At 37.9% G+C, this 21432-nt stretch carries 18 protein-coding genes; 13 read left to right on the plus strand and 5 right to left on the minus strand.

What is annotated here, in order from left to right; all coding sequences use genetic code 11:
• Positions 1-134 precede the first annotated feature (134 nt).
• Both KO521_RS04045 and KO521_RS04050 read right to left on the minus strand, forming a co-directional pair.
• On the minus strand, positions 135-1436 hold the full coding sequence (locus KO521_RS04045; RefSeq protein WP_215938633.1) for a GntP family permease: 1302 nt from the start codon (positions 1434-1436) through the stop codon (positions 135-137).
• A gap of 162 nt (positions 1437-1598) precedes the next feature.
• Positions 1599-2483, minus strand: coding sequence for an AraC family transcriptional regulator (locus tag KO521_RS04050; RefSeq protein ID WP_215938634.1), 885 nt, complete (start codon positions 2481-2483; stop codon positions 1599-1601).
• 284 nt (positions 2484-2767) lie between these two features.
• Here KO521_RS04050 and KO521_RS04055 point away from each other — a divergent pair, with 284 nt between their 5' ends.
• The 6 genes from KO521_RS04055 (at position 2768) to KO521_RS04080 (ending at position 7568) form a co-directional block, all read left to right on the plus strand.
• Positions 2768-3595 (plus strand): polysaccharide deacetylase family protein, encoded by an 828-nt coding sequence (locus KO521_RS04055; protein WP_215938635.1) that lies wholly within the window; start codon positions 2768-2770, stop codon positions 3593-3595.
• 280 nt (positions 3596-3875) lie between these two features.
• Positions 3876-4247, plus strand: coding sequence for a hypothetical protein (locus KO521_RS04060; RefSeq protein ID WP_215938636.1), 372 nt, complete (start codon positions 3876-3878; stop codon positions 4245-4247).
• A 392-nt stretch (positions 4248-4639) separates the two neighbouring features.
• Complete coding sequence (locus tag KO521_RS04065) at positions 4640-5668, plus strand: sugar phosphate isomerase/epimerase family protein (protein ID WP_215938637.1); 1029 nt, start codon at positions 4640-4642, stop codon at positions 5666-5668.
• 24 nt (positions 5669-5692) lie between these two features.
• Positions 5693-6505 carry an alpha/beta fold hydrolase gene (locus KO521_RS04070; protein WP_215938638.1) on the plus strand — a complete coding sequence of 271 codons (813 nt, stop codon included), beginning with the start codon at positions 5693-5695 and terminating at the stop codon, positions 6503-6505.
• 85 nt (positions 6506-6590) lie between these two features.
• Positions 6591-7403: a sugar phosphate isomerase/epimerase family protein gene (locus tag KO521_RS04075; protein WP_215938639.1), complete on the plus strand. Its 813-nt coding sequence runs from the start codon at positions 6591-6593 to the stop codon at positions 7401-7403.
• A gap of 6 nt (positions 7404-7409) precedes the next feature.
• Positions 7410-7568, plus strand: a complete 159-nt coding sequence (locus KO521_RS04080; protein WP_215938640.1) for a hypothetical protein — start codon at positions 7410-7412, stop codon at positions 7566-7568.
• A gap of 85 nt (positions 7569-7653) precedes the next feature.
• Here the strand turns inward: KO521_RS04080 and KO521_RS04085 are convergent, their stop codons facing one another.
• From KO521_RS04085 to KO521_RS04095, 3 genes are all read right to left on the minus strand, one after another.
• The gene (locus KO521_RS04085; protein ID WP_215938641.1) at positions 7654-8739 is read right to left on the minus strand and encodes a GDP-L-fucose synthase family protein; all 1086 of its coding nucleotides are present in this window, start codon (positions 8737-8739) and stop codon (positions 7654-7656) included.
• A 1-nt stretch (position 8740) separates the two neighbouring features.
• Positions 8741-9853, minus strand: a complete 1113-nt coding sequence (gene gmd, locus KO521_RS04090) for a GDP-mannose 4,6-dehydratase (RefSeq protein ID WP_215938642.1) — start codon at positions 9851-9853, stop codon at positions 8741-8743.
• A 205-nt stretch (positions 9854-10058) separates the two neighbouring features.
• Positions 10059-11435: a Gfo/Idh/MocA family protein gene (locus tag KO521_RS04095; protein WP_215938643.1), complete on the minus strand. Its 1377-nt coding sequence runs from the start codon at positions 11433-11435 to the stop codon at positions 10059-10061.
• A 120-nt stretch (positions 11436-11555) separates the two neighbouring features.
• Here KO521_RS04095 and KO521_RS04100 point away from each other — a divergent pair, with 120 nt between their 5' ends.
• From KO521_RS04100 to KO521_RS04130, 7 genes are all read left to right on the plus strand, one after another.
• Positions 11556-12944, plus strand: a complete 1389-nt coding sequence (locus KO521_RS04100) for a sialate O-acetylesterase (RefSeq protein ID WP_215938644.1) — start codon at positions 11556-11558, stop codon at positions 12942-12944.
• Positions 12945-13013: 69 nt separating this feature from the next.
• The gene (locus tag KO521_RS04105) at positions 13014-15125 is read left to right on the plus strand and encodes a thioredoxin domain-containing protein (protein WP_252729846.1); all 2112 of its coding nucleotides are present in this window, start codon (positions 13014-13016) and stop codon (positions 15123-15125) included.
• Between the two features lie 91 nt (positions 15126-15216).
• The gene (locus tag KO521_RS04110) at positions 15217-16935 is read left to right on the plus strand and encodes a GMC family oxidoreductase (protein WP_215938645.1); all 1719 of its coding nucleotides are present in this window, start codon (positions 15217-15219) and stop codon (positions 16933-16935) included.
• 5 nt (positions 16936-16940) lie between these two features.
• Positions 16941-17660 (plus strand): gluconate 2-dehydrogenase subunit 3 family protein, encoded by a 720-nt coding sequence (locus KO521_RS04115; protein WP_215938646.1) that lies wholly within the window; start codon positions 16941-16943, stop codon positions 17658-17660.
• A gap of 49 nt (positions 17661-17709) precedes the next feature.
• Positions 17710-18528: a sugar phosphate isomerase/epimerase family protein gene (locus KO521_RS04120; protein ID WP_215938647.1), complete on the plus strand. Its 819-nt coding sequence runs from the start codon at positions 17710-17712 to the stop codon at positions 18526-18528.
• 226 nt (positions 18529-18754) lie between these two features.
• Positions 18755-20611, plus strand: coding sequence for a DUF5060 domain-containing protein (locus KO521_RS04125; protein WP_215938648.1), 1857 nt, complete (start codon positions 18755-18757; stop codon positions 20609-20611).
• Positions 20612-20699: 88 nt separating this feature from the next.
• Positions 20700-21422, plus strand: a complete 723-nt coding sequence (locus KO521_RS04130) for a M15 family metallopeptidase (RefSeq protein ID WP_215938649.1) — start codon at positions 20700-20702, stop codon at positions 21420-21422.
• Positions 21423-21432: the final 10 nt, after the last annotated feature.

Genomic DNA, 21432 nt, shown 5'->3' on the forward strand with positions numbered 1-21432 from the left:
TTTTATTGATGTTCAGATAGTGAGGTGTAGATGTATTCATATCCTCTTGTGATACAAAGAAAATTGAATATGATACAGTGGGATTCTCGAATTTTACCCTAGAGTAACATTATTTTATCCGAGTTGATTTGGGGTTAGAGTTGTGTTATGTAATATAAAGCCAACACAAGGAGCCCTCCACTAAGAGCAACAACCCCGGATAGTAGACTAAAAGATTTTAATAGGCGAGATACGGATACATCGTGTACTTCTTTAAATAACCAAAAGAAACTACTGTTTACATGGATTATACCTAAAGAACCCGCTCCAATTGCCGCAGCGGTAAAGGTTGGATGTAGAGTTCCGTTTGAGACTAATGGGGCAACAATAGATGCGGTAGTGATGAGTGATACCGTAATGGAGCCAGTAACCGTAGTAAAAAGGAAGCTCAGGATAAAAGGAATAACGATACCCATAGCAGCAATATCTCCTACATCCGAAAACATGGAGCCTACTATTTCCGTGTCTTTTATTACTTGTCCAAATGCACCTCCTGTACCGGTGATTAGAATTACGATAGCCGATTTCTCGCCAGAAGTCTTGAAAAATGTATTCAATCGGGTAGAAAAGTCTTTTGTAGGTAATAATGGCAGGGCAAAAAGTACACCTATGAGCAGTGCCCATACAGGATTTTTTATAAACTCGATAAAACCATTTTCTGAAGGGAAAATAGTGCCTATGGACATTAGGAAAAGAGGAACCAACAATGCCGCAAAAGGTAAAATCTTTTTAATCCCTTTTAATTCTTCTATTTGCGATACCGTATCAATAGTAGGCTCTGGTAAATTTAAGCTGAGGTTTTTCTTATTCCATCTAATCCACAGCAAACCTCCGGCTATAGCGGCTAAAGCAACCACAATATTCACCGGAATCATACCACCTATATTAATTTCCAGAATAGCCGCTACCGCCAGAGGCCCAGGGGTAGGCGGTATGAGCGCATGAGCAACTGTAAGGCTAATAGCTAAAGAAAGCCCGAGTGTTAAAACGGAATGACCTGATTTTTTGGACAAAACGAATATAGTGGGTAGTAGCGTTAAATAAGCGACATCCATAAAAACAGGTATACCTATCAAAAAACCAATGACGGCCATACTCAACGGAAGGTATTTTGTCCCAAATAAGTTAATGATAGTATTCGCAATAACATCAGCACCTCCGGTTTGTGCAAGTATTTCACCTAATAAGGTACCGAAAAGAATAATGAGACCTATCCATTTTAAGGTATTCCCAAAACCACTTAATAAACTTTCCGTAACGAGTTCTACAGAACTGCCGGTGGTTAATCCTAAAATAAGACCGGATATTAATAGCGCGGGTATGGGGTGTATTTTAAAAACTGTTACAGCCACAATGAGCAATACAATACAGAGAAGTAAGAACAGAAGGCTGGTCACGAGATTAAATTTAGGTTAGGTCAGTGTCAGTAATGGTATCCAAACAAAAATAATAGAAATCTAGGCTCGCATAAAAGCGTACATTAACCAGTATTGGCACTATTGTAACCTTGGAGACAGTATTACAAGTAACTTGGTTGTGTAAGAGATTTTAAATTCAGGTTACACCAGCTCTTTTTTCTCATTGTATTTTTGCATGTATTCGGTTGGGGTAATATCCATAAGTGCTTTAAATTGTCTGTTGAAATTTGTAAGCGTATTAAAACCCGATTGATAGCAAACGGTTGAAATCTGCATTTCACCTTCAATTAAAAGTTTACATGCATTTCGTAAACGAATTTCATTTAAGTATTGCGTAAAAGATTTTCGCGTTTTCTTTTTAAAGTATCTACAGAAAGCATTTGGGGTCATGTGTGCAATAGAAGCAATCTGTTCTAATTCTATTTTCTTCTCAAAATTTTCAGTCAAGAAATTTATGATTTTACGCATTCTATCTTTCTCGTTACTATTATAGGTATTTGCAATTACCTCAGAACATAGTAACTCATAATTTTCACTAATAGATAAGGTATCTAAAATTTTCAAAAGCCCTACAATGCTGGAAAGGCCTTGGTCGCCAACTAGTCCGGATATAAGATTATGAACCATATACGTTGCAGATTCTGAAAATTTGATTCCTCTATCTGCCCGTTGCATAAGACTTTTTAATCTTTTTGATTCGGTAAGGTCAAGAAAGTCGCTCCCTAAAAAGTGAGGTTCAAACTTTATGACAATGAGGTTCACAGCTTCAGTTTCCTGCTGGTCGTTGTAATACTCTTTATGGTTTCTGAATAGATGGGGAATATTACTTCCAATAAGATAAAGTTCTCCAGGTTCAAAACTTCCTATAGAATTACCAACGTAGCGCGTACCACTACTCTTAATAAAATAAATAAGTTCAAGTTCTTTATGAAAATGCCAATTCTGTTCAATACATGGTAGTCTATCTTGTCTCGCTAAAAATGAATTTTCAGGGCGTTTTTCGGTTTGTTTATACGTCAGCTTCATAGTCTCTTTCAATTTTATTATCCAGATTTTCCAAGTGCACGTTTCGACTTGAAAAATTTAGATATTCGTTGTTTTGTCAAGATAAGATTCCTATAAAGATATAAAATTACCTGAAATAATATCAATTATTAATTTTTGGAGATAGAATAGTGTAGGTGTCAGCATGCTAGTTTTATCAATTAGATATGGTAAATAGTACTTGATAATCTTTGCTTAATTTTCAGCTTAGTTGCAGGAAATTTGCGCATTTTATTTTGTCATCTATTTGTTTAAAGTTTTTTATTATGAAAAAAAAGAAATTTCTAATTATTCATGCCGATGATGCTGGTCTCTGTCATTCTGAAAATAGAGCAACAATTGAGGCACTCCAAAAGGGCTTAGTGAATTCATGTAGTATAATGACAAACTGTCCTTGGTTCAATGAAATGGCAGAATTCGCTAAAGAGAATCCAATCTACGATTATGGAATTCACCTTACTCTAACTTGCGAATGGGAAAAATACAAATTTGGACCGGTCTTACCGGTTTCGGAGGTTCCAAGTTTGGTTGATGACAATGGTTATTTCTTTAGAAATAGAGATTTGTTATGTAAAAATGCTATTGTATCCGAAGTAAAAAAGGAACTGATTGCACAAATTGAAAAAGGTTTGAAACATGGTATAAACCCTAGTCATCTTGATTCTCACATGTATAGTCTAGGAGCTAGGGAGGACTTATTTGAGGTCTACAAGGATTTAGGAAAGAAGTTTAAGATACCCGTTTTGTTAAATCGAGAACTTATGGAAATGGTTGGATTAAACTATGGAGAAAATATAAATAAAGAGGACTTTATAATAGACAAAGCACATTATGGGACATTTCATTATTTTGAGAAGGGTAAGCTAGCAAATTATTACACTAGTGTTTTTGATAGTTTGGTAGAAGGTGTAAATATAATATTGATTCACCCAGCTTTTGATGATGCAGAAATGAAAGCTATAACTATTAACCATCCAAATTTTGGTTCTGAATGGAGGCAAATCGATTTTGACTATTTTACAAGTCAAGAGTGTAGGTCAATTTTGGATGAGAGGAATATTACTCTTATAAGTTGGAAAGATTTGAATAAATAAAATGGTATTTGTTTTTATACTTACAACTTTTTATATCCTCTGATTTTATGATTTTTAGCTATTTCCATGACACTCAGTTTTATAAGAGCAATTTTTCGTTTATAATCGTAATTGGGCAGTACACTACAGGATAGTAAAGAAAAAATGCTTCATTAGTTTTAGAGACTTAGAAACATGAAATAGCCTTAAGCCAATAGACGTGTTTTTAAGAAAGCCAACTCAACATGATAGGATTATCGGGTTTTTAATGAACTTCTATACTATTTAAACAAAACTAAAAATGACTATAAAATTATTGAGGATCAATCAGCTTTTTCTTCTTCTTTCTGGTGTTTTGATTTTTGCAATCTCTTGTACTTCGGATAAAAAAACAAATGAATCGGTTGAATCCGATAACCCTAAAATAACAAAGCCGAAACTCCAGTCCGGTTTTAATGCGGAACATTTGTACAGTCCGGGAGATAACGAAATGGGTTTATGGGTTGCTATGACCTTTGATAATAAAGAAAGACTTATTACTTCGGATCAATATGGTGCATTGTATCGGATGGAAGTGGCTCCAATAGACTCGGATAATCTTGTACCGGAAATGGACAAGCCTAAAATTCAATCAGGTAAGCAAATAGCTGATTCGGTAATTGAAATGGGCTAAGCTCATGGGTTATTGTACGCTTTTAAAAGCCTCTATGTTATTGTAAATCATAGAGATAGTGATGAGTAAAAAAACCGGGAGTTTGTAGCTTTAAAATTAGAGACCGCTTTGATTTGGATGTCAATGGAAGTGAGTCATATCTTGGTCTATAGAGCGGTACCTGGGAATGCTTTGGAGCCGGCAACAAATCTAGCCATAGGCTAGAAAAAAGCAAGAAAGGCCATAGTAATTCATAGTGACACGGAACTTATTGTTACATTAAAACATTTTGATATAAAAAATCTGACTAAAAATTATAAATAAACCGTATTTTAGAGCAAGTGTATTTTTTACATTTTTTAAAAATGTACTATAGTTAAAATTCGACACCTTTGATTTAAATGAACAGCAGTATGAAAGACAACACTTATCCAAAACTCCACAATGCCTCATGGCCAGGTATTGTTGGTAAAGGATTAGATTCACAGCCTCCTATTTCCTTTGATAAAATGCTTAAAATGACTGCGGATGCAGAAGTAAATGGCGTTAAGTTTGATGGAATAGATATTGGGCTGTTTGATCCACACGTTGATATTAATAGTTCTGATGATGACATAAAAAGATTGGCCGATAAGATTGCCGGGCATAATCTAAAGATAGGAACCATGGTAGCACCTATTTGGGGAGGGCCAACTTTAGGTTCTGACGAGAACCGAAAAACTTTTGTGTCAATGGTGCAACGTGCATGTCATTTCGGCAAAATATTTAGGGAACATGGGGTAAGGCAATATGGAGTCATAAGGATTGACTCCGCATCAGCACCGGAAGTATGGTACAAAGACCCGATAAATAGTACCAAAATAATAGCTAAAACCTTTCGGGAAGCAAGTGATGTAGCTGCTGATTATGACGAAAAATTGGCTGCGGAAGGTGAAATTTGTTGGGCGGGAATGCATAGCTGGAAAGCCATGGTAGAAACTTTGGAAGCTGTAGATAGACCTAATATTGGTTTTCAGGCAGATATGTCCCACACTCTATTGTATTTATTAGGGTATAACGCTCCTGAACATCGTATTTTGCCTGAGAATTTTGATTGGTCAGATCGGAAAACTTTGGAAGCTGGACTAAAAACAGTTACAGACGTCTTAAGACCATGGACAATAGATTTTCACGTTGCCCAAAATGATGGAACGGTACACGGAACGGGATCTCATGATAAGACCGGACGCCATTGCTTGGCCACGGATCCAAACGGTAAATTAGATGTTGCGAAGGATGCAGGCTATTGGTTACGAGATGGAAATGGAGAGTTGACCAAAGTTTTTCAACATATTTGTTGGGACGGGTGCATGTTTGACAATGATGTGATGTTGAAACAACAAACTTGGAACGATATTTTAGCAACCCTTATTGAGGTGCGTACATTACATGGATGGAATTAACTAACAGATAAAAAAAGAGAGATTATGTCATTTGTTACTGTTAACGGAATACAAGTATACTACGAAACTAGAGGTCCGGTTGATGGAAAACCTCTGTTGTTAATTATGGGAATTACCGCTGCTAGTGCAGTATGGGAAAAACACGTTTCGTGTTGGGAGAAAGAATATTACTGCATACTTTTTGATAACCGTGGAGTTGGTTTATCGGATAAACCGGAAGGACCTTATACAACGGCTCTGATGGCCGATGATAGTGCAGCATTGTTGGATGTATTGAATATACCTAATGCAGGAGTAGTAGGTGTTTCTATGGGAGGTGCTATAGCTTTAGAAATAGCTATAAGGCATCCGGAAAAGGTTTCCGCTATGGTGGCTATGTGTCCTTGGGCAAGTTGCGATAAAAAAGGAGAAGCTATTTTTAGACATATTACACATATTAAGGCACATCTAAGACCGGAGCAGTTTGCACATTTTATGCAATTGCTCATTTTTGACAAATCTACGTTTAATGATGATGCCGAATATGAAGAATTATTGGAAGGACAGAAAGGGGCGGCTTTAGAAGCCATTCAGCAACCTTTGCACGGATTGGAAGCTCAAGCGGAAGCATGCATCAACCATAATGTGGTAGCACAGTTGCCTGAAATTAAGTCACCTACATTAGTCATAGGGGGTAAGCAGGATATGTTCGTTCCAGAATGGATGGTTCGCCAAGTATCAGAGGGAATTTCCAATAGTGAGCTACATTTATATGATAATGCCGGTCATGCTTTCCATTGGGAAAAATTGGAAGATTTTAATCCAAGGGTATTGAATTGGTTAAAAACCAACTATTGAGCCAAGCTATTTACGCGAAACGGGTGATCTGTTTCAACTGGGAAGTTAATGACAAATCCAATCCTAATTAAAAACAAAAATAACGATGTCAAAAATAAAAATTGGTTGTGAGACCTATACTTGGGCAATGTCCGGTGAAAAATATAAAAACAAATTAGATCATATAATAGAAGTGACCTCAAAAGCAGGATTTAAAGGTATTGAGCCTGATACTGGTTTTATGAACGGGTTTACAGATCCCAAAGTTTTCAAGGAGACTTTGGATGAAAATAATATTGAATTGTCCGTCCTGTGTCATGTCGAAGATTGGAGAAATCCAAAGGAAACTGATGCGGAGAAAAGAAATGCCGATCAATGGATCGAGTTTATGAAGCATTTTCCTGAAGCAATATTATTGCTGGTGCAAATGCCAGGACAAGATCGTGAACATTTAAAGGAAAGGCAACATAATCTATTGACCTGCGTAAATGAAATTGCCACAAGGGCCGCTGGTGAAGGAGTGATATGCTCATATCACCCTAACTCTCCCATGGGTTCTATATACAGAACCGAGGAGGACTATAAAATTCTGTTGAACGGTCTGGATAGTAATGTAATTAAATACACTCCAGATGTGGGGCATATGGCCAAGGGTGGTATGGATCCATTACCTATAATAAAACAGTACCGGGAGTTGGTGAACTGCGTGCATTATAAAGATATGTACGATAACGGTAAGTGGGCGGCAATGGGAGATGGCATTATCGATTTTAAAGGAATAACATCGTATTTAAAGGAAACGGATTATGAAGGTTGGATAATTGTGGAAGATGAATGTGATGCTGCAATTACAAATCCAGACGGAATAACTATTAAAGATGGTATTTACATAGAAGAGGTTTTGAGGCCTTTGATATAAATAGATATGAACATTTGTACACCAGTAGCGGATTTCTTGAAGAGCCTGGAAACCGGAAAACCTTGTGAGCCTTCTTTTGAAAATGCTTTAATGACACAAAAAGTTTGCGAGGCGGTTATCAATTCGGCAAATAGCAAAAGCTGGAAAGATACAGGCTTGGTTTAGAGTTTATACTCCTATATTTTTTTACAATAAAAATCCCGCTAAACACAAAGTTTAGCGGGATTTTGATATATCTGTTTTTCAATGACTATACTGATTGATACCAGCTGTACATTTTTTCAATACCTTCTTGAAGGTCTATAGAGTGTTTCCATCCTAATCCATGAAGTTTAGAGACGTCTGTCAATTTTTTCATTGTGCCATCCGGTTTGTCTGCGTTGAAATTTAAATCACCTTCAAAACCAACCATATCTTTAATAGCTTCGGCTAATTCACGAATAGAAAGGTCTTTACCGGTACCAATATTGATATGGGTATTTCTGATTTCTTTCTCTCCGGAAGAATAAGTGTCTTCAAAATTTCTACTTTTCATGATGAAAATACAGGCATCGGCCATATCTTCAGACCATAGGAATTCGCGCATTGGTTTTCCACTGCCCCAAATCTCTACACTTATTTTGTCATCGGTCTTTTTAACACCATATTTTTCAAGAATCGTATAAATATCAGATTCACTGGATTTTCCATCAACACCTTCAATTGGACGTTCGTTCAAATCTTTTCGAACGTTATCCCAATCTTGAGCTTCTAATGCCCTGCCTAAGTGCATTTTTCTGATTAAGGCAGGCAACACGTGCGATTTCTCTAAATCAAAATTATCATTAGGGCCATAAAGGTTTGTAGGCATCACGGAAATAAAATTTGTTCCGTATTGTAAATTATAGCTTTCGCATAATTTAATACCCGCAATCTTCGCAATCGCATAAGGCTCATTAGTATACTCTAAGGTGTCCGTAAGAAGATAATCTTCTTTCATGGGTTGCGGACACTCTTTTGGGTAAATACATGTGCTACCTAAAAACAAAAGTTTTTTTACATTGTTCACATAACTATGGTGAACAACGTTGTTCTGAATCATAAGGTTTGCATAAATGAAATCTGCCCTGTACGTATTATTGGCCACGATACCACCCACTTTAGCCGCAGCAAGAAAAACATATTCTGGCTTTTCTTCGGCAAAGAATGAAGCAACTGCATTAGCATCAGTCAAATCCAGTTCAGAATGGGTTTTCAAGACAAAATTTGAAAACCCATCTGCTTTTAACTTCTTTAGAATGGCGCTACCAACAAGTCCTCTATGACCTGCAATATAAATTTTTGCGTCCTTGTTCATGCTATTCGAAGTAGTTCATGATTCTGTAGCCACCTTCTTTTAAATAGGTGTCTTTCTTCATCAATTTTAAATCGCTTTGCATCATATCTTCAACCAAGTCCTTCAAATCATATTTAGGAATCCATCCTAATTTATTATTTGCCTTACTTGGGTCACCAATAAGTAAATCTACTTCTGTTGGTCTAAAGTAACGTGGATCAACAGAAACAACTTCTGTTCCTATTTCTACTTGGTAATCAGGGTTGCTACAAGAAACTACGGTTCCTTTTTCGTCAACACCTTCACCTTTAAATTCTATTTCAATACCTGCGTGAGCAAAACTCATTTTTACAAAATCACGAACAGTGGTAGTCTTACCGGTGGCAATTACCCAATCTTCTGCCTCATCGGCCTGAAGAATCATCCACATCATCCTAACGTAATCTTTAGCATGGCCCCAGTCTCTTTTTGCATCAAGGTTACCTAAGTAAACCTTATCCTGAAGACCTAATGCAATTCTAGAAGCAGCTCTTGTTATCTTACGAGTTACGAACGTTTCCCCACGAATAGGAGATTCATGATTAAAAAGTATACCGTTACAAGCATACATTCCGTAAGCTTCACGGTAATTTACCGTAATCCAGTACGCGTACATTTTAGCTACAGCATAAGGGCTACGAGGGTAGAACGGAGTGGTTTCCGATTGAGGTACTTCTTGTACCTTCCCGTATAGCTCAGAAGTTGAAGCTTGGTATATTCTGGTTTTTTTCTCCAAACCTAAAAGACGTACAGCATCTAGGATACGCAAAGTACCTATTCCATCTGCATTTGCAGTATATTCTGGAGTTTCAAAAGAAACAGCAACGTGGCTCATTGCAGCCAAGTTGTATATTTCGTCTGGTTGAATTTCTTGTATAAGACGAATAAGGTTGGTACTATCCGTCATATCACCATAATGTAAATGAAGGTTTCTACCTTCCACATGTGGGTCTTGATATAAGTGGTCAATACGGTCTGTATTAAAAAGAGAAGATCTCCTTTTTAGTCCGTGAACTTGATATCCTTTTTTTAATAAGAATTCTGCCAAGTATGCTCCATCTTGACCTGTAATTCCTGTAATCAAACATTTTTTCATAATGTTGAGTTCTAATGGTTTTTATTTATTGGCGACAAAGATGTAGAATTATATCCTTACATGGGTAACATCCGCCTCAAAATTATTTAAAAATAAGAATATTATCGATGTATGGGGCTTAGTTTAAGAAAGCCTTACCGTGAACATACATTTTTAGTAAAAATTATAATGAATGAAATGTAAGTTTCTGATGGCTAACTTATAATTATTTAAACATTTTAGGATGTGGATGTTCCCAACCTTCTCTGTAACTGCGTTTTAATAATTTAGTGGCTTCGGGATCATCTACCACAATCATTTGTTTTTGGTCATAAATCAATGGTCTTTCAAGCTTCATTGCCATATTTGCCAGAATACAACTAGCTGTAGAAATATGAGCTTGCTGAATATTGGCTATAGGCTGGGTCTTGTTTTCTATGGCCGATAAGAAATTTATCATATGAGCGCGTGTAGCTGGTGCAGCGTGTAATTCAATATCTTTTTCGGTAAGGTCTTCAGGATATTTCTCCCTTTCATAAAGTACGTCGCCATGTATTTTTTTTCCATCACCATGAGGAACAAAATCATATTTTTGAACACTTCCGGATAATGTACCTTTTTCACCATATAATTTAAATGACCAGGGGTATTCAGGGTCTGCTGGTGTTCCCCAGGATCTATGGTTCCAAATACAGTCCAACTCATCAAACTCAAAGATGGCGGTCTGGGTATCTGAAATGTTGGATTTACCATCCTTTTGAACATAAATACCGCCAGTAGAACTAATTTTATTTGGCCACCCCAGGTCCAACATCCATCTAACGGTATCTAACATATGAACGCACATATCTCCCATAATTCCGTTTCCGTATTCCATAAATGTACGCCACCATCTTCTGTGGGGCAGACCATCATAGGGGCGCAGTGGAGCAGGGCCTGTCCACATATCATAATCGAAAAAATCCGGAACAGGTTGTACTTGCGGATTACCATTTGCACGCATATGATAGTAGCAACAAATTTCGGCATGGGATATCTTGCCCAATAGTCCTGCATCTACAATTTTATTTTTAGCCTCCACTAAATGCGGTGTGCTCTTTCGCTGTGTTCCTACTTGAATGACTTTTCCATATTTGTTGGCTGCGGCAACCAAAGCTTCGCCTTCCACGACATCAACACTTATGGGCTTTTGAAGGTAGAGGTGTGCTCCTGATTTCAATACGTCTATTCCTTGTAAAGCGTGCCAATGGTCTGGACTTCCTACCAAAACAATATCCAAATCCTTTTCCGCAAGCATTTTTTTATAGTTGCTATAAAGACGGGGTGTTTTTTTGGATTTTTGTCTTAAGGCTATTAAATTGCCCGCTTCAGTGAGCGAATGCTTATCTACATCACACAGGGATACCACTTCAACATCTGCTACTTGCATAAGACGAAAAAGGTCGCTTTTGCCGTACCAACCCGTTCCTATAAGCCCTACTCTTAATACTTTATCCTTTGATGTGTAATCAAAACCATAGGCCCCAATAGAAGAGATCGCGATTAAACTAGAAGTACTTTTTATGAAGTTTCTTCTACTGAAAGAACTGTTTTTTGTATGCATCGGTCTTTTGTTAGGTTCGCTTTCTAAAGATATTTAAATCATTACAATTAGCATCATATTATGGAGGTACTTTAATAAAATGGTATATTTAAAACTTGATCAAAATAATATTGTTTTTATATGAAATCTAGATTTTTAATTCTTTCTTTTTTATTGACTTTGACTTGTCAATCTACATGGGCAAAAATTGAACTCCCTAATATATTTTCCGATAATATGGTACTACAGCGAAACGAAAAAGTTTTGCTTTGGGGTTGGGCAAATACTGGAGAAAAAATTACTATTCATACCAGTTGGGATAACGAAGACTATGCTATTGAAACTACAATAAATGCAAAATGGGAAATTGAAATTGACACTCCTGAAGCCGGAGGACCTTATGAAATTGAATTTAAAGGGAGTGAAAATGAAATCACATTGGAAAATATTATGATCGGAGAGGTTTGGGTGGCTTCTGGACAGTCTAATATGGAGTGGAGTGCCACTTCCAATAAAGGAATTGATAACGGAGAAGAGGAAATTAAAAATGCCAATTACCCTAACATTCGGTTTTTTACAATTGCCAGAAGAACTTCAGATAGTCCACAAGAAAATATAATAGGTTCTTGGGAAGCCTGTACCCCTGAGACAATGAAAAAATTTAGTGCTATTGCTTACTTTTTTGCACAAAGACTACAGCGAGAACTCAATGTTCCTATTGGTCTTATAGACAATGCCTGGGGTGGTTCTCCTGCTGAGGTATGGACTGCAAAATCAGTTTTTGATGAGAATGAAGATTTAAAAATTTCCGCAGAAACTATAGAAGAAGTGCCATGGAGTCCCGTTGCTCCTTCTGTTTTATACAATGGAATGGTGCATGCGATTACCCCTTTTAAAATTGCGGGAACTATCTGGTATCAGGGGGAGTCTAATGTCAGTCGTCATGAACTTTACGGTAAGCTTTTCTCAAAAATGGTGGGTTCATGGCGAAAAGCATGGGAATATGATTTCCCGTTTTACTACGTGCAGATAGCTCCGTTTAATTACAGTGGGCCGGAGCAGGGTGTACGGATTAGAGATGTACAGAGGCGAGTAATGAAAACTATACCAAATTCTGGAATGGTAGTGGTTAGCGATATTGCCACAATCAATGATATTCACCCTACAAATAAAAAAGATGTTGGCTTGCGTTTGGCAAATTTAGCTTTAAAAGAGACCTATAATAGTTACGAAGGAGAGGTGTATGGGCCGCTTTTCAAGGAGGTGAAATTACAATGGAAAAAAATTGAAGTGGTTTTTGATCACGCTGACGGACTCACATCAAAAGATAAAAATATAACTCATTTTGAGATTGCGGGATCAGATGGAATATATCATCCCGCGAAAGCGAAAATCAAAGGGAATACCGTTATTTTAACTTCCAAAAAAGTAAAGGCCCCATTACATGTAAGGTTCGCATGGGATAATGTTGCAGAGCCAAATCTCTTTAATGCTGCAGGTTTACCGGCTTCAGCTTTTATAAGTGAGTAGACGGTAAACATTTAGTTTTTAATATAAATGTGCGGTGTTATATTAGTACCGTGCAGTAATAAGAGTATTATGACCCTAAGATTTTCAAGATTGATAACCGGTTTTTCCATGCTGGCTTTTCTTTTTATAACTTCCTGCAAAGAGCAAAAAACCAAGCAAGAAATGGAAACGCATAAATATACAAACGCTCTTGCCCAAGAGACAAGTCCTTACCTGTTGCAACATGCACATAACCCTGTAAATTGGAGGGCTTGGAGCCAAGAAGCATTGGAAGATGCTAAAAAGGAAAATAAGTTGGTATTAATAAGTATTGGATATTCTTCTTGCCATTGGTGCCATGTTATGGAAGATGAAACGTTTGAAAACGAAGAGGTCGCGAAAGTTATGAACGAGAACTTTATTAATATTAAAGTAGATCGTGAAGAACGCCCGGATGTGGATCAAGTATATATGACCGCTTTGCAACTCATCTCAGGTAATGGAGGTTGGCCTTTAAATGTCATAACCTTGCCAAACGGGAAGCCGCTTTATGGTGGTACATATCACACCAAAGAACAGTGGACAAAAGTGTTGACCAAAATAAGCGAGCTCTATAAAAACGACCCCAAAAAGGCTGAGGAATATTCAGATATGGTAGCAGCTGGTATTGCGGAGGCTAATCTCGTGGAGCCGGCAAAAGGATTTGAATCTATAACCCAGGATGCCGTAAAGACCAGTGTTCTAAATTGGAGTCAGAATTGGGATTTGGAAGAAGGCGGAGAGAAAGGTGTTCAAAAATTTATGATTCCCGAAAATCTAATTTTTTTATTGAATTATGCAGATTTAACAAAGGATGATAAAGTAAAGAAGCATGTTAAAACTACACTTGATAAAATGGCCTTTGGGGGCATTTATGATCAAATAGGCGGTGGTTTTTATAGATACAGTACAGATGCCTTTTGGAAAGTACCGCATTTTGAGAAAATGCTTTATGATAACGCTCAAGTACTTAGTCTTTATTCCAAAGCATACACCGTTTTTAAAGACGATGCATATAAAAATGTAGTATGGGAAACTGTCGATTTTCTAGATAGGGAAATGAAGGATGAAAATGGTGGGTACCATGCGGCTTTGGATGCGGATAGCGAAGGCGAAGAAGGTAAATTTTATGTGTGGAAAGAAGACGAACTGAAGTCGGTTTTAGGTGATGGTTTTGAACTTTTCGCTTCCTACTACAATGTAAATAAAGAAGCGGTTTGGGAGCATGGTAATTATGTTTTACATCGAAAGATCAATGATGCTGAATTCATAAAAGAACATCAGCTGGAACAGAGCAAGTTAAATTTCATAAAGTCCGAATGGAATAAAAAGCTTCTGGAAGCCAGAGGTAAAAGGGTACGACCACGAAGTGATGACAAAATTATAACCTCTTGGAACGCTCTGTTGATTAATGGGCTAGTGGACGCCTATAAAGCCTTTGGACAGGATGAATTTTTAGAAAGGGCCAAAAGTGTATTCTCTTTCATAAAATCCAATTCTTATCAAAACGGAAAGCTTGTACACACCTTTAAAAAAGGAAGCCAGCGTAAAGAAGGTTTTATTGAAGATTATGCGTTTATGATAGATGCTTCGCTAGAATTGTATGGGGTAACTTTAAATACAAATTATCTAAAATTTGCCAAAGAATTGAACGGTATAGTTGCGTTGGAATTTGCAGATGAAACTTCGGGCATGTACCATTATAATAAAGGTAATAATCTAATTGCAAAAATTATTAAAACAGATGATGGCGTGCTCCCTTCTCCAAATGCGGTAATGGCTCATAACCTTTTTCAATTGGGCCATTTGGAATATAATACGGAATATATGGAAAAGTCTAAGCGCATGCTTTCTACAATGGTTTCGGCCATTACGGAAAATGCACCGAGCTATTCCAAATGGAATGCACTTTTATTAAATAATACCTACCCATATTTTGAGATTGCAGTAGTTGGTAAAGACGCGGACATTTTGATACAGGCTTTAAACAAAATTCAATTACCGAATGCGTTGGTAGTAGGAAGTAAAATTAAGAGTGATGCTCCTCTTTTTAAAGATCGTTATGTTGATGAGGGCACGTTTATATACGTTTGTCAGAATACCACATGTAAGCTACCTGTAAAGACAGTAAATGAAGCACTGAATCAACTAAAAAACTTTTAGTTGCGGAAATAGTAGTAAAACCCAGTGTTAAAAAAGTGGTAGACAAACACTTTTTATTTTTAAATTGTGCAAACAAACTAACAAACAACATATGCAGATTAAAGAAAACCCCGAAGAGTATGACGTGATCATCGTTGGCTCTGGGGCAGGTGGCGGTATGGCCACCAAGCAGCTGGCGGATGCCGGATTGAAGGTGGCAGTGGTTGAGGCAGGACCATTCTTTGACCCAGCGGACCCCAAAACAATGACTCAATTAAAGAACCCTTATGATTCCCCTCGTCGTGGTGCGGGTACCACGCGTGCCTTTGGGGAGTGGGATATGTCATACGGCGATTGGAGTGTGGATGGAGAACCTTATACCGTTGAAGCGGGTACCAGTTTTAAATGGTGGCGTTCACGTATGCTTGGCGGGCGTACCAACCACTGGGGAAGGATCTCTCTCCGTTTTGGACCAAAAGATTTTAAGGGGAAGACCCGTGACGGTCATGGTGAGGATTGGCCAATAGGTTATGATGACGTAAAACCATATTATGATAAAGTAGATAAACTAATTGGAGTTTTCGGAACTAATGAAGGTTTGGAGAACGACCCGGATGGCTTTTTTCTTCCGCCACCAAAACCAAGATTACACGAACTTTTTTACATAAAAGGAGCCAAGAAATCGGGGATACCTGTAATACCGGGAAGGCTTTCCATGCTTACGAAACGAATTAATAATGAACGAGGGGTTTGTTTCTATTGTGGTCAGTGTTCCCGATCATGTTCTGTATATGCGGATTTCTCCGCAGGAAGTTGTTTGATCTTCCCGGCTCAGAAAAGCGGAGGGCAAGTCAAGTTGTATGTCAATGCCATGGTACGTGAGGTTACTACCAATGCAGAAGGTAAGGCCACTGGCGTATCTTACATTAACAAAGAGGACAGAAAAGAATATAAATTAAAGGCAAAGGTGGTAGTATTGGCAGCTTCGGCATGTAGTTCTGCACGTATCCTTTTGAATAGTAAAAGTAAGCAGCATCCTAACGGATTGGGTAACAGTAGTGATCTAGTAGGTAAATATTTGCATGATTCAACGGGTAGTAGTGGTATGGCTTTTGTTCCGGATTTAATGGATCGTGATGTTTCTTATAATGAAGATGGTGTAGGAGGTATGCATGTTTATAGTCCTTGGTGGGGAGATAATAAGAGTTTGGATTTCCCAAGGGGATATCACATTGAAGTTTGGGGAGGAATGGGGCAACCCAACTACGGTTTCGGTTTTGACCAAGACAGTTTTAATAAACTGGTGGGGCAGCCTACTGGCGGGTATGGAGATAAACTGCGCGATGATGTTAAGAGATACTACGGAGCTATTATAGGTTTTGGTGGTAGAGGAGAGGGTCTTGCGGTAAAGGAAAACTACTGCGAGATAGACCCTACTACGGTAGATGATTACGGAATACCGGTTCTAAAGTTCAATTATAAATGGTCCGATATAGAAGTGCGTCAGGCAAAACACATGCAGGATACTTTCGAGGAGATTTCGCATAATATGGGCGGAATCTATTTGAACAAACCTGGCAAGGACAAGGACTACGGCCTTCATGCGCCAGGCGAGATTATCCATGAGGTGGGAACCACCCGAATGGGTAACGACCCAAAGACTTCGGTAACTAACAAATTCAATCAACTCCATGATGTAGACAATGTTTTCATAGTTGATGCAGGACCTTTCGTTTCTCAAGCGGATAAGAACTGTACTTGGACCATATTGGCCTTGTCATGGAGAGCTTCGGATTACATTATTGAACAACTCAAACAACAAAATATCTAAAGGCAATGGACAGAAGAAAGAGTATACAGACCATGATATTGGGGGCCGGAGCAAGTGCAATCGCTTTTCATGGATGCAAGACCGAAGGCGGAGAACCTGCAGTACCGGAAACAGCCGTTACCACGGATACCAATTATTTTGGAAGGACGCCCAAAGAATTGGAGCGCATAGAGAAATTGAATGCGGAAGAATTGTTCAATGCGCATGAAATGGAAACTATTGCTGTTCTGAGTACGGTAATTCTTCCTCCTAAAGAACCACATGGAGGCCCATTGGAGGCTAATGTTCCCGAATTCATAGAATTTATAGGAAAGGATATGCCCGATATGCAGAATACATTATTGGGTGGTCTGATGTGGTTAGATCACAAGTCGAATACGGATAACGGAATAGAATTCAAAGGTGCTACTTTAGAGCAACAGAAGCAGATTCTAGACCAGATTTGCAACCAGGATTTGGAGGTGCCATTGGATAATCAACCGCTGGAAATTCAATTTTTTGCCTTGATGCGTAATTTGGTAGTTACCGGTTACTATACCTCTAAAGTGGGCTTAGCAGATTTAGGCTACAAGGGCAATTCACCAAACGTTTGGGACGGTGTTCCTGATGATGTTCTCAAGAAACACGGAGTTGCTTATGATCCAGAGTGGATAGCAAAATGTGTAGACCAAAGTAAACGTAACGACATTGCCGAATGGGATGAGAAAGGCAATTTACTAACATAAGCGAGTCTGGCTCAGAATGGCTATCGACTTTTAATTAATACATACGAAAATGAAAAAAATCAATGTTTTTATCGCAGCAGCTTTTTTTACGGTATCGCTATCGGCACAGGAAGTTGGTTTGCAACTTTACAGTTTACGTAATCAGTTTAAAACCGATGTACCAGGAACACTGGAGACCATAAAAGGTTGGGGAATTACAAAAATTGAAGGTGGGGAAACTTACGGTTTATCCTTAGAGGATTTTAAGAATCTTCTGAAAACCAATAGTCTTGATGTGGTGAGTGTTGGAGCTAAATTTGGTGATTTAGAAAACAACGCACAACAGGTTGTGGAAAATGCAAAAGCATATGGAGCAAAGTATGTAATGTGTGCATGGGTTCCTCATGACAACAATAAGTGGGATTTAGAAGAGACCAAGCATGCTTCCGTAGTATTCAATAAAGCTGGCAAACTTCTAAAAGAGAACGGTATTACATTGGCGTATCACCCTCATGGATATGAATTTCGCCCGTATGAAGATGGAACTTTGTTCGACTATATGATCAAAAATGCCACGGATTACACTTTTGAATTGGATGTGTTTTGGGCACAACACGGTGGAGCGGACCCATTGGCGTTGATGAAGAAGTACAAATCTAAATTCACTTTACTTCACTTAAAGGATATGGAAAAAGGGGTTGAAGGAAATAATACAGGTCAAGAAGACCATGAAACCAATGTGGTTTTAGGTCAGGGGCAAGTAGATATTGCCGGTATTGTTGCTGAAGCCAAAGAATTGGGTATAGAGTACATGTTTATTGAAGATGAATCTTCTAGTGTTGTAGAGCAAGTGCCTCAAAGTTTAAGTTATTTAAAGAGTTTGGAATAATATCTTATAGTAGTATTTCATAGAAGGCCCCTTACCTGAAAAGATAGGGGGCTTTGTTTTTTGAAAAAACTACAAATAATTTAAAAATCATAAAAGTTAGACTTTTTGTATTCCGGGTATTTAAGAGTGGTTTAGTTATCCATTAGTACTGAATATTACTAGAGCATTTATATAACCGATACTAAAAAATACTTACCTTATGGTCGCTTAAATCAAACAGCTACTTATGTGTTCCCACAGACCAATAAAGTTTTTTGTGCTTATCAGCGCACTTGTTTTTATGCTGAGTTCGTGTGCAAAAAAAGAAAACAACAGAAATTATCTACTTGAGGGTACCCTAAAAAAATGGCATCCAATAACCTTAACATTTGAAGGGCCGGAAGTATCGGAAACGGACTCTCTAAATCCTTTTTTAGATTATTCATTACTTGTTAATTTTTCTAATAAAGACACCACATACAATGTTCATGGTTATTTTGCTGCAGATGGAGATGCAGCAAATTCAAGTGCAACATCGGGAAATAAATGGCGAGTTAAATTTTCCCCTGGTAAAACGGGGAAATGGGATTTTAATGCTTATCTGATGGAAGGTGAAAACATAGCCGTTAAACAATTCACTTTACCTAAGAAAAATAAAAGTATTTGGAATGTAAATGGAAGTTTTGAAGTTGCGCCTATAGATTCTACCGCAAGCGGATTTTATAGCAACGGCTTGCTCGTTTACAATGGCACTCATTATCTCAAGCAAAGTGAAACGGGAAAACCTTTCTTAAAAAATGGAGTTGGTAGTCCAGAGAACTTTTTGGCCTTTTCCGAATTTGATGGTACGTATGATAATGGAGGCCCTGCAACACCAACCCTAGAGGAGGGCTTACATGAATATGCCGCCCATGTAGATGACTGGAAAGACTCAGATCCGGTTTGGGGATTTTATAATGGAAAAGGTATTATAGGTGCACTTAATTATCTATCCGGGAAAGGTATGAATAGCCTTTACTTCCTGGTCATGAACGAGAACGGAGATGGCAATGATGTCTGGCCGTGGATAGCGCACAATAAGCAAACGCGATATGATGTAAGCAAATTGGACCAATGGGAAATGGTTTTTACCCATATGGATAGGCTGGGTATGGCCATGAACGTATTTACACAAGAAACGGAAAACGATACCATACTAAACAAAGGGGAACTAGGATTGGAAAGAAAACTTTTTTATAAAGAATTAGTAGCTCGTTTTGGTCATCATTTAGGTGTAGTCTGGAATTTAGGAGAAGAAACCAACCGAAGCCCGGAACAGTTAAAGACTTATGCGGACTACATTCGTAAAATAGACCCTTATAAGCATCCAATTGCAGTTCATAATCATGTAAGGGTTACCGGAGAGCGTAGAGAAGGTAGGCCATTGGACCCCATTAAAGAAACGTTTACTCCTATGTTGGGCTATAAAACATTTGAAATTCCCTCTTTACAGATGTATGATACCACGGAGGTACATAAAGAAGTGAAAAAATGGTTGGATTTATCCGTTAAAAAGAAGAGGCCATGGGTAGTGTATTTAGATGAAATTGGCCATTGGGATATTGGTGTTACAACGGATACGGCAACGAATAATAATCATGATATGGTTATGCGCAGCAGCCTTTGGGGCAGCTTAATGTCTGGCGCGGCGGGAACTTCCTGGTATTTTGGTGGTACAGACGTTCCAAATAATGATATTTCGGCAGAGGATTTTAGGGCTCGTGATGCGTGGTGGGATATTAGTAATAATGCCAGAAAATTTTTTGAAGACCATTTGCCGTTCGAAACAATGCAAAATCATGACGAGTTGTTGAGCAATGATAAAGCATACTGTTTTGCTACAAAAGATGAGATCTACGTAGTGTATTTGCCTAAAAATGAAACTACGGATTTGGCTATAGGGGATGGCGCTTTTACTATTGCTTTTTATGACCCCAAGGCAGGAGGAATGCTCTTTGATAAACAAAACGAAGGATGGAAAATCACCAAACCCAATAGTGTAGAATTATCCGCATATAATGGGCAAAAAGAGAAAGATTGGGTAATTGTTATTGCAAGAAAGTAATAACTTGCACAAAACTTGAAAACCAGGTTGGTTTAATTTTTTTTCAGAGATAGATGTAACAATGATACACTATCGATAAACTATTTTTATGAGGAAATTTTTTAGTACCATTTTCCTATTGATGCTTTTTGTTTCGTGTGGTGAAAACCCTAAGGGTAAAAATGAAATAGAACAAAAGGAAGAAGTAGCTGTTGAGCAACAAGATACCGTTATTAAAGAGAAAAAAACACCCAAAAATATTTTTCGAACATTTGAAAAATTGAAGGATACCACATTCGTTCGCTTGGCCGATTTTAGTGATGGCTTTGCATATGAGATGAGGTATGCCACCAAGAATAATTTTCTAAAAGAACAAGTCTATGAATGTGCAGAATGCTATACCCGTGTCATAACGGCAAAGGCATTGTTGAAAGCGAATGAAGATTTCAAACAGAGCGGTGTACGAATTAAATTTTTTGACTGCTACAGACCTAATTCCGTTCAATATAAAATGTGGAAAATAGTCCCAAATCCTCAGTATGTCGCAAATCCTAAAAAAGGATCTATTCATAACAAAGGTGGCGCGGTAGACATTACTTTGGAGTCATTGGATGGAGAAGAACTAGATATGGGAACCGATTTTGATTTCTTCGGAAAACGGGCGTATCATGATAATTTTGATTTACCAAAAGAGGTGTTGGATAATAGAAAACTCTTAAAAGAAACAATGGAAAAGCATGGTTTTTGGTCTACCAGAACAGAATGGTGGCATTATAATTTAAATGGAGCGCATAAGTACCCGATTGCTAACTTTAAGTGGGATTGTAATTAACGAATATTTG

The sequence above is a fragment of the Zobellia uliginosa genome, from assembly GCF_018860745.1.
Lineage (GTDB): Bacteria > Bacteroidota > Bacteroidia > Flavobacteriales > Flavobacteriaceae > Zobellia > Zobellia uliginosa_B.

Excerpts from the sequence above, each read along its gene's own strand:
- KO521_RS04050 (WP_215938634.1), bottom strand. The coding sequence starts at position 2,483 with ATGAAGCTGACGTATAAACAAACCGAAAAACGCCCTGAAAATTCATTT.
- KO521_RS04055 (WP_215938635.1), top strand. The coding sequence starts at position 2,768 with ATGAAAAAAAAGAAATTTCTAATTATTCATGCCGATGATGCTGGTCTC.
- KO521_RS04125 (WP_215938648.1), top strand. The coding sequence starts at position 18,755 with ATGTGTTCCCACAGACCAATAAAGTTTTTTGTGCTTATCAGCGCACTT.
- KO521_RS04080 (WP_215938640.1), top strand. The coding sequence starts at position 7,410 with ATGAACATTTGTACACCAGTAGCGGATTTCTTGAAGAGCCTGGAAACC.
- KO521_RS04095 (WP_215938643.1), bottom strand. The coding sequence starts at position 11,435 with ATGCATACAAAAAACAGTTCTTTCAGTAGAAGAAACTTCATAAAAAGT.
- KO521_RS04115 (WP_215938646.1), top strand. The coding sequence starts at position 16,941 with ATGGACAGAAGAAAGAGTATACAGACCATGATATTGGGGGCCGGAGCA.
- KO521_RS04060 (WP_215938636.1), top strand. The coding sequence starts at position 3,876 with ATGACTATAAAATTATTGAGGATCAATCAGCTTTTTCTTCTTCTTTCT.
- KO521_RS04100 (WP_215938644.1), top strand. The coding sequence starts at position 11,556 with ATGAAATCTAGATTTTTAATTCTTTCTTTTTTATTGACTTTGACTTGT.
- KO521_RS04130 (WP_215938649.1), top strand. The coding sequence starts at position 20,700 with ATGAGGAAATTTTTTAGTACCATTTTCCTATTGATGCTTTTTGTTTCG.
- gmd (WP_215938642.1), bottom strand. The coding sequence starts at position 9,853 with ATGAAAAAATGTTTGATTACAGGAATTACAGGTCAAGATGGAGCATAC.
- KO521_RS04120 (WP_215938647.1), top strand. The coding sequence starts at position 17,710 with ATGAAAAAAATCAATGTTTTTATCGCAGCAGCTTTTTTTACGGTATCG.
- KO521_RS04070 (WP_215938638.1), top strand. The coding sequence starts at position 5,693 with ATGTCATTTGTTACTGTTAACGGAATACAAGTATACTACGAAACTAGA.
- KO521_RS04075 (WP_215938639.1), top strand. The coding sequence starts at position 6,591 with ATGTCAAAAATAAAAATTGGTTGTGAGACCTATACTTGGGCAATGTCC.
- KO521_RS04085 (WP_215938641.1), bottom strand. The coding sequence starts at position 8,739 with ATGAACAAGGACGCAAAAATTTATATTGCAGGTCATAGAGGACTTGTT.
- KO521_RS04105 (WP_252729846.1), top strand. The coding sequence starts at position 13,014 with ATGACCCTAAGATTTTCAAGATTGATAACCGGTTTTTCCATGCTGGCT.
- KO521_RS04065 (WP_215938637.1), top strand. The coding sequence starts at position 4,640 with ATGAAAGACAACACTTATCCAAAACTCCACAATGCCTCATGGCCAGGT.
- KO521_RS04110 (WP_215938645.1), top strand. The coding sequence starts at position 15,217 with ATGCAGATTAAAGAAAACCCCGAAGAGTATGACGTGATCATCGTTGGC.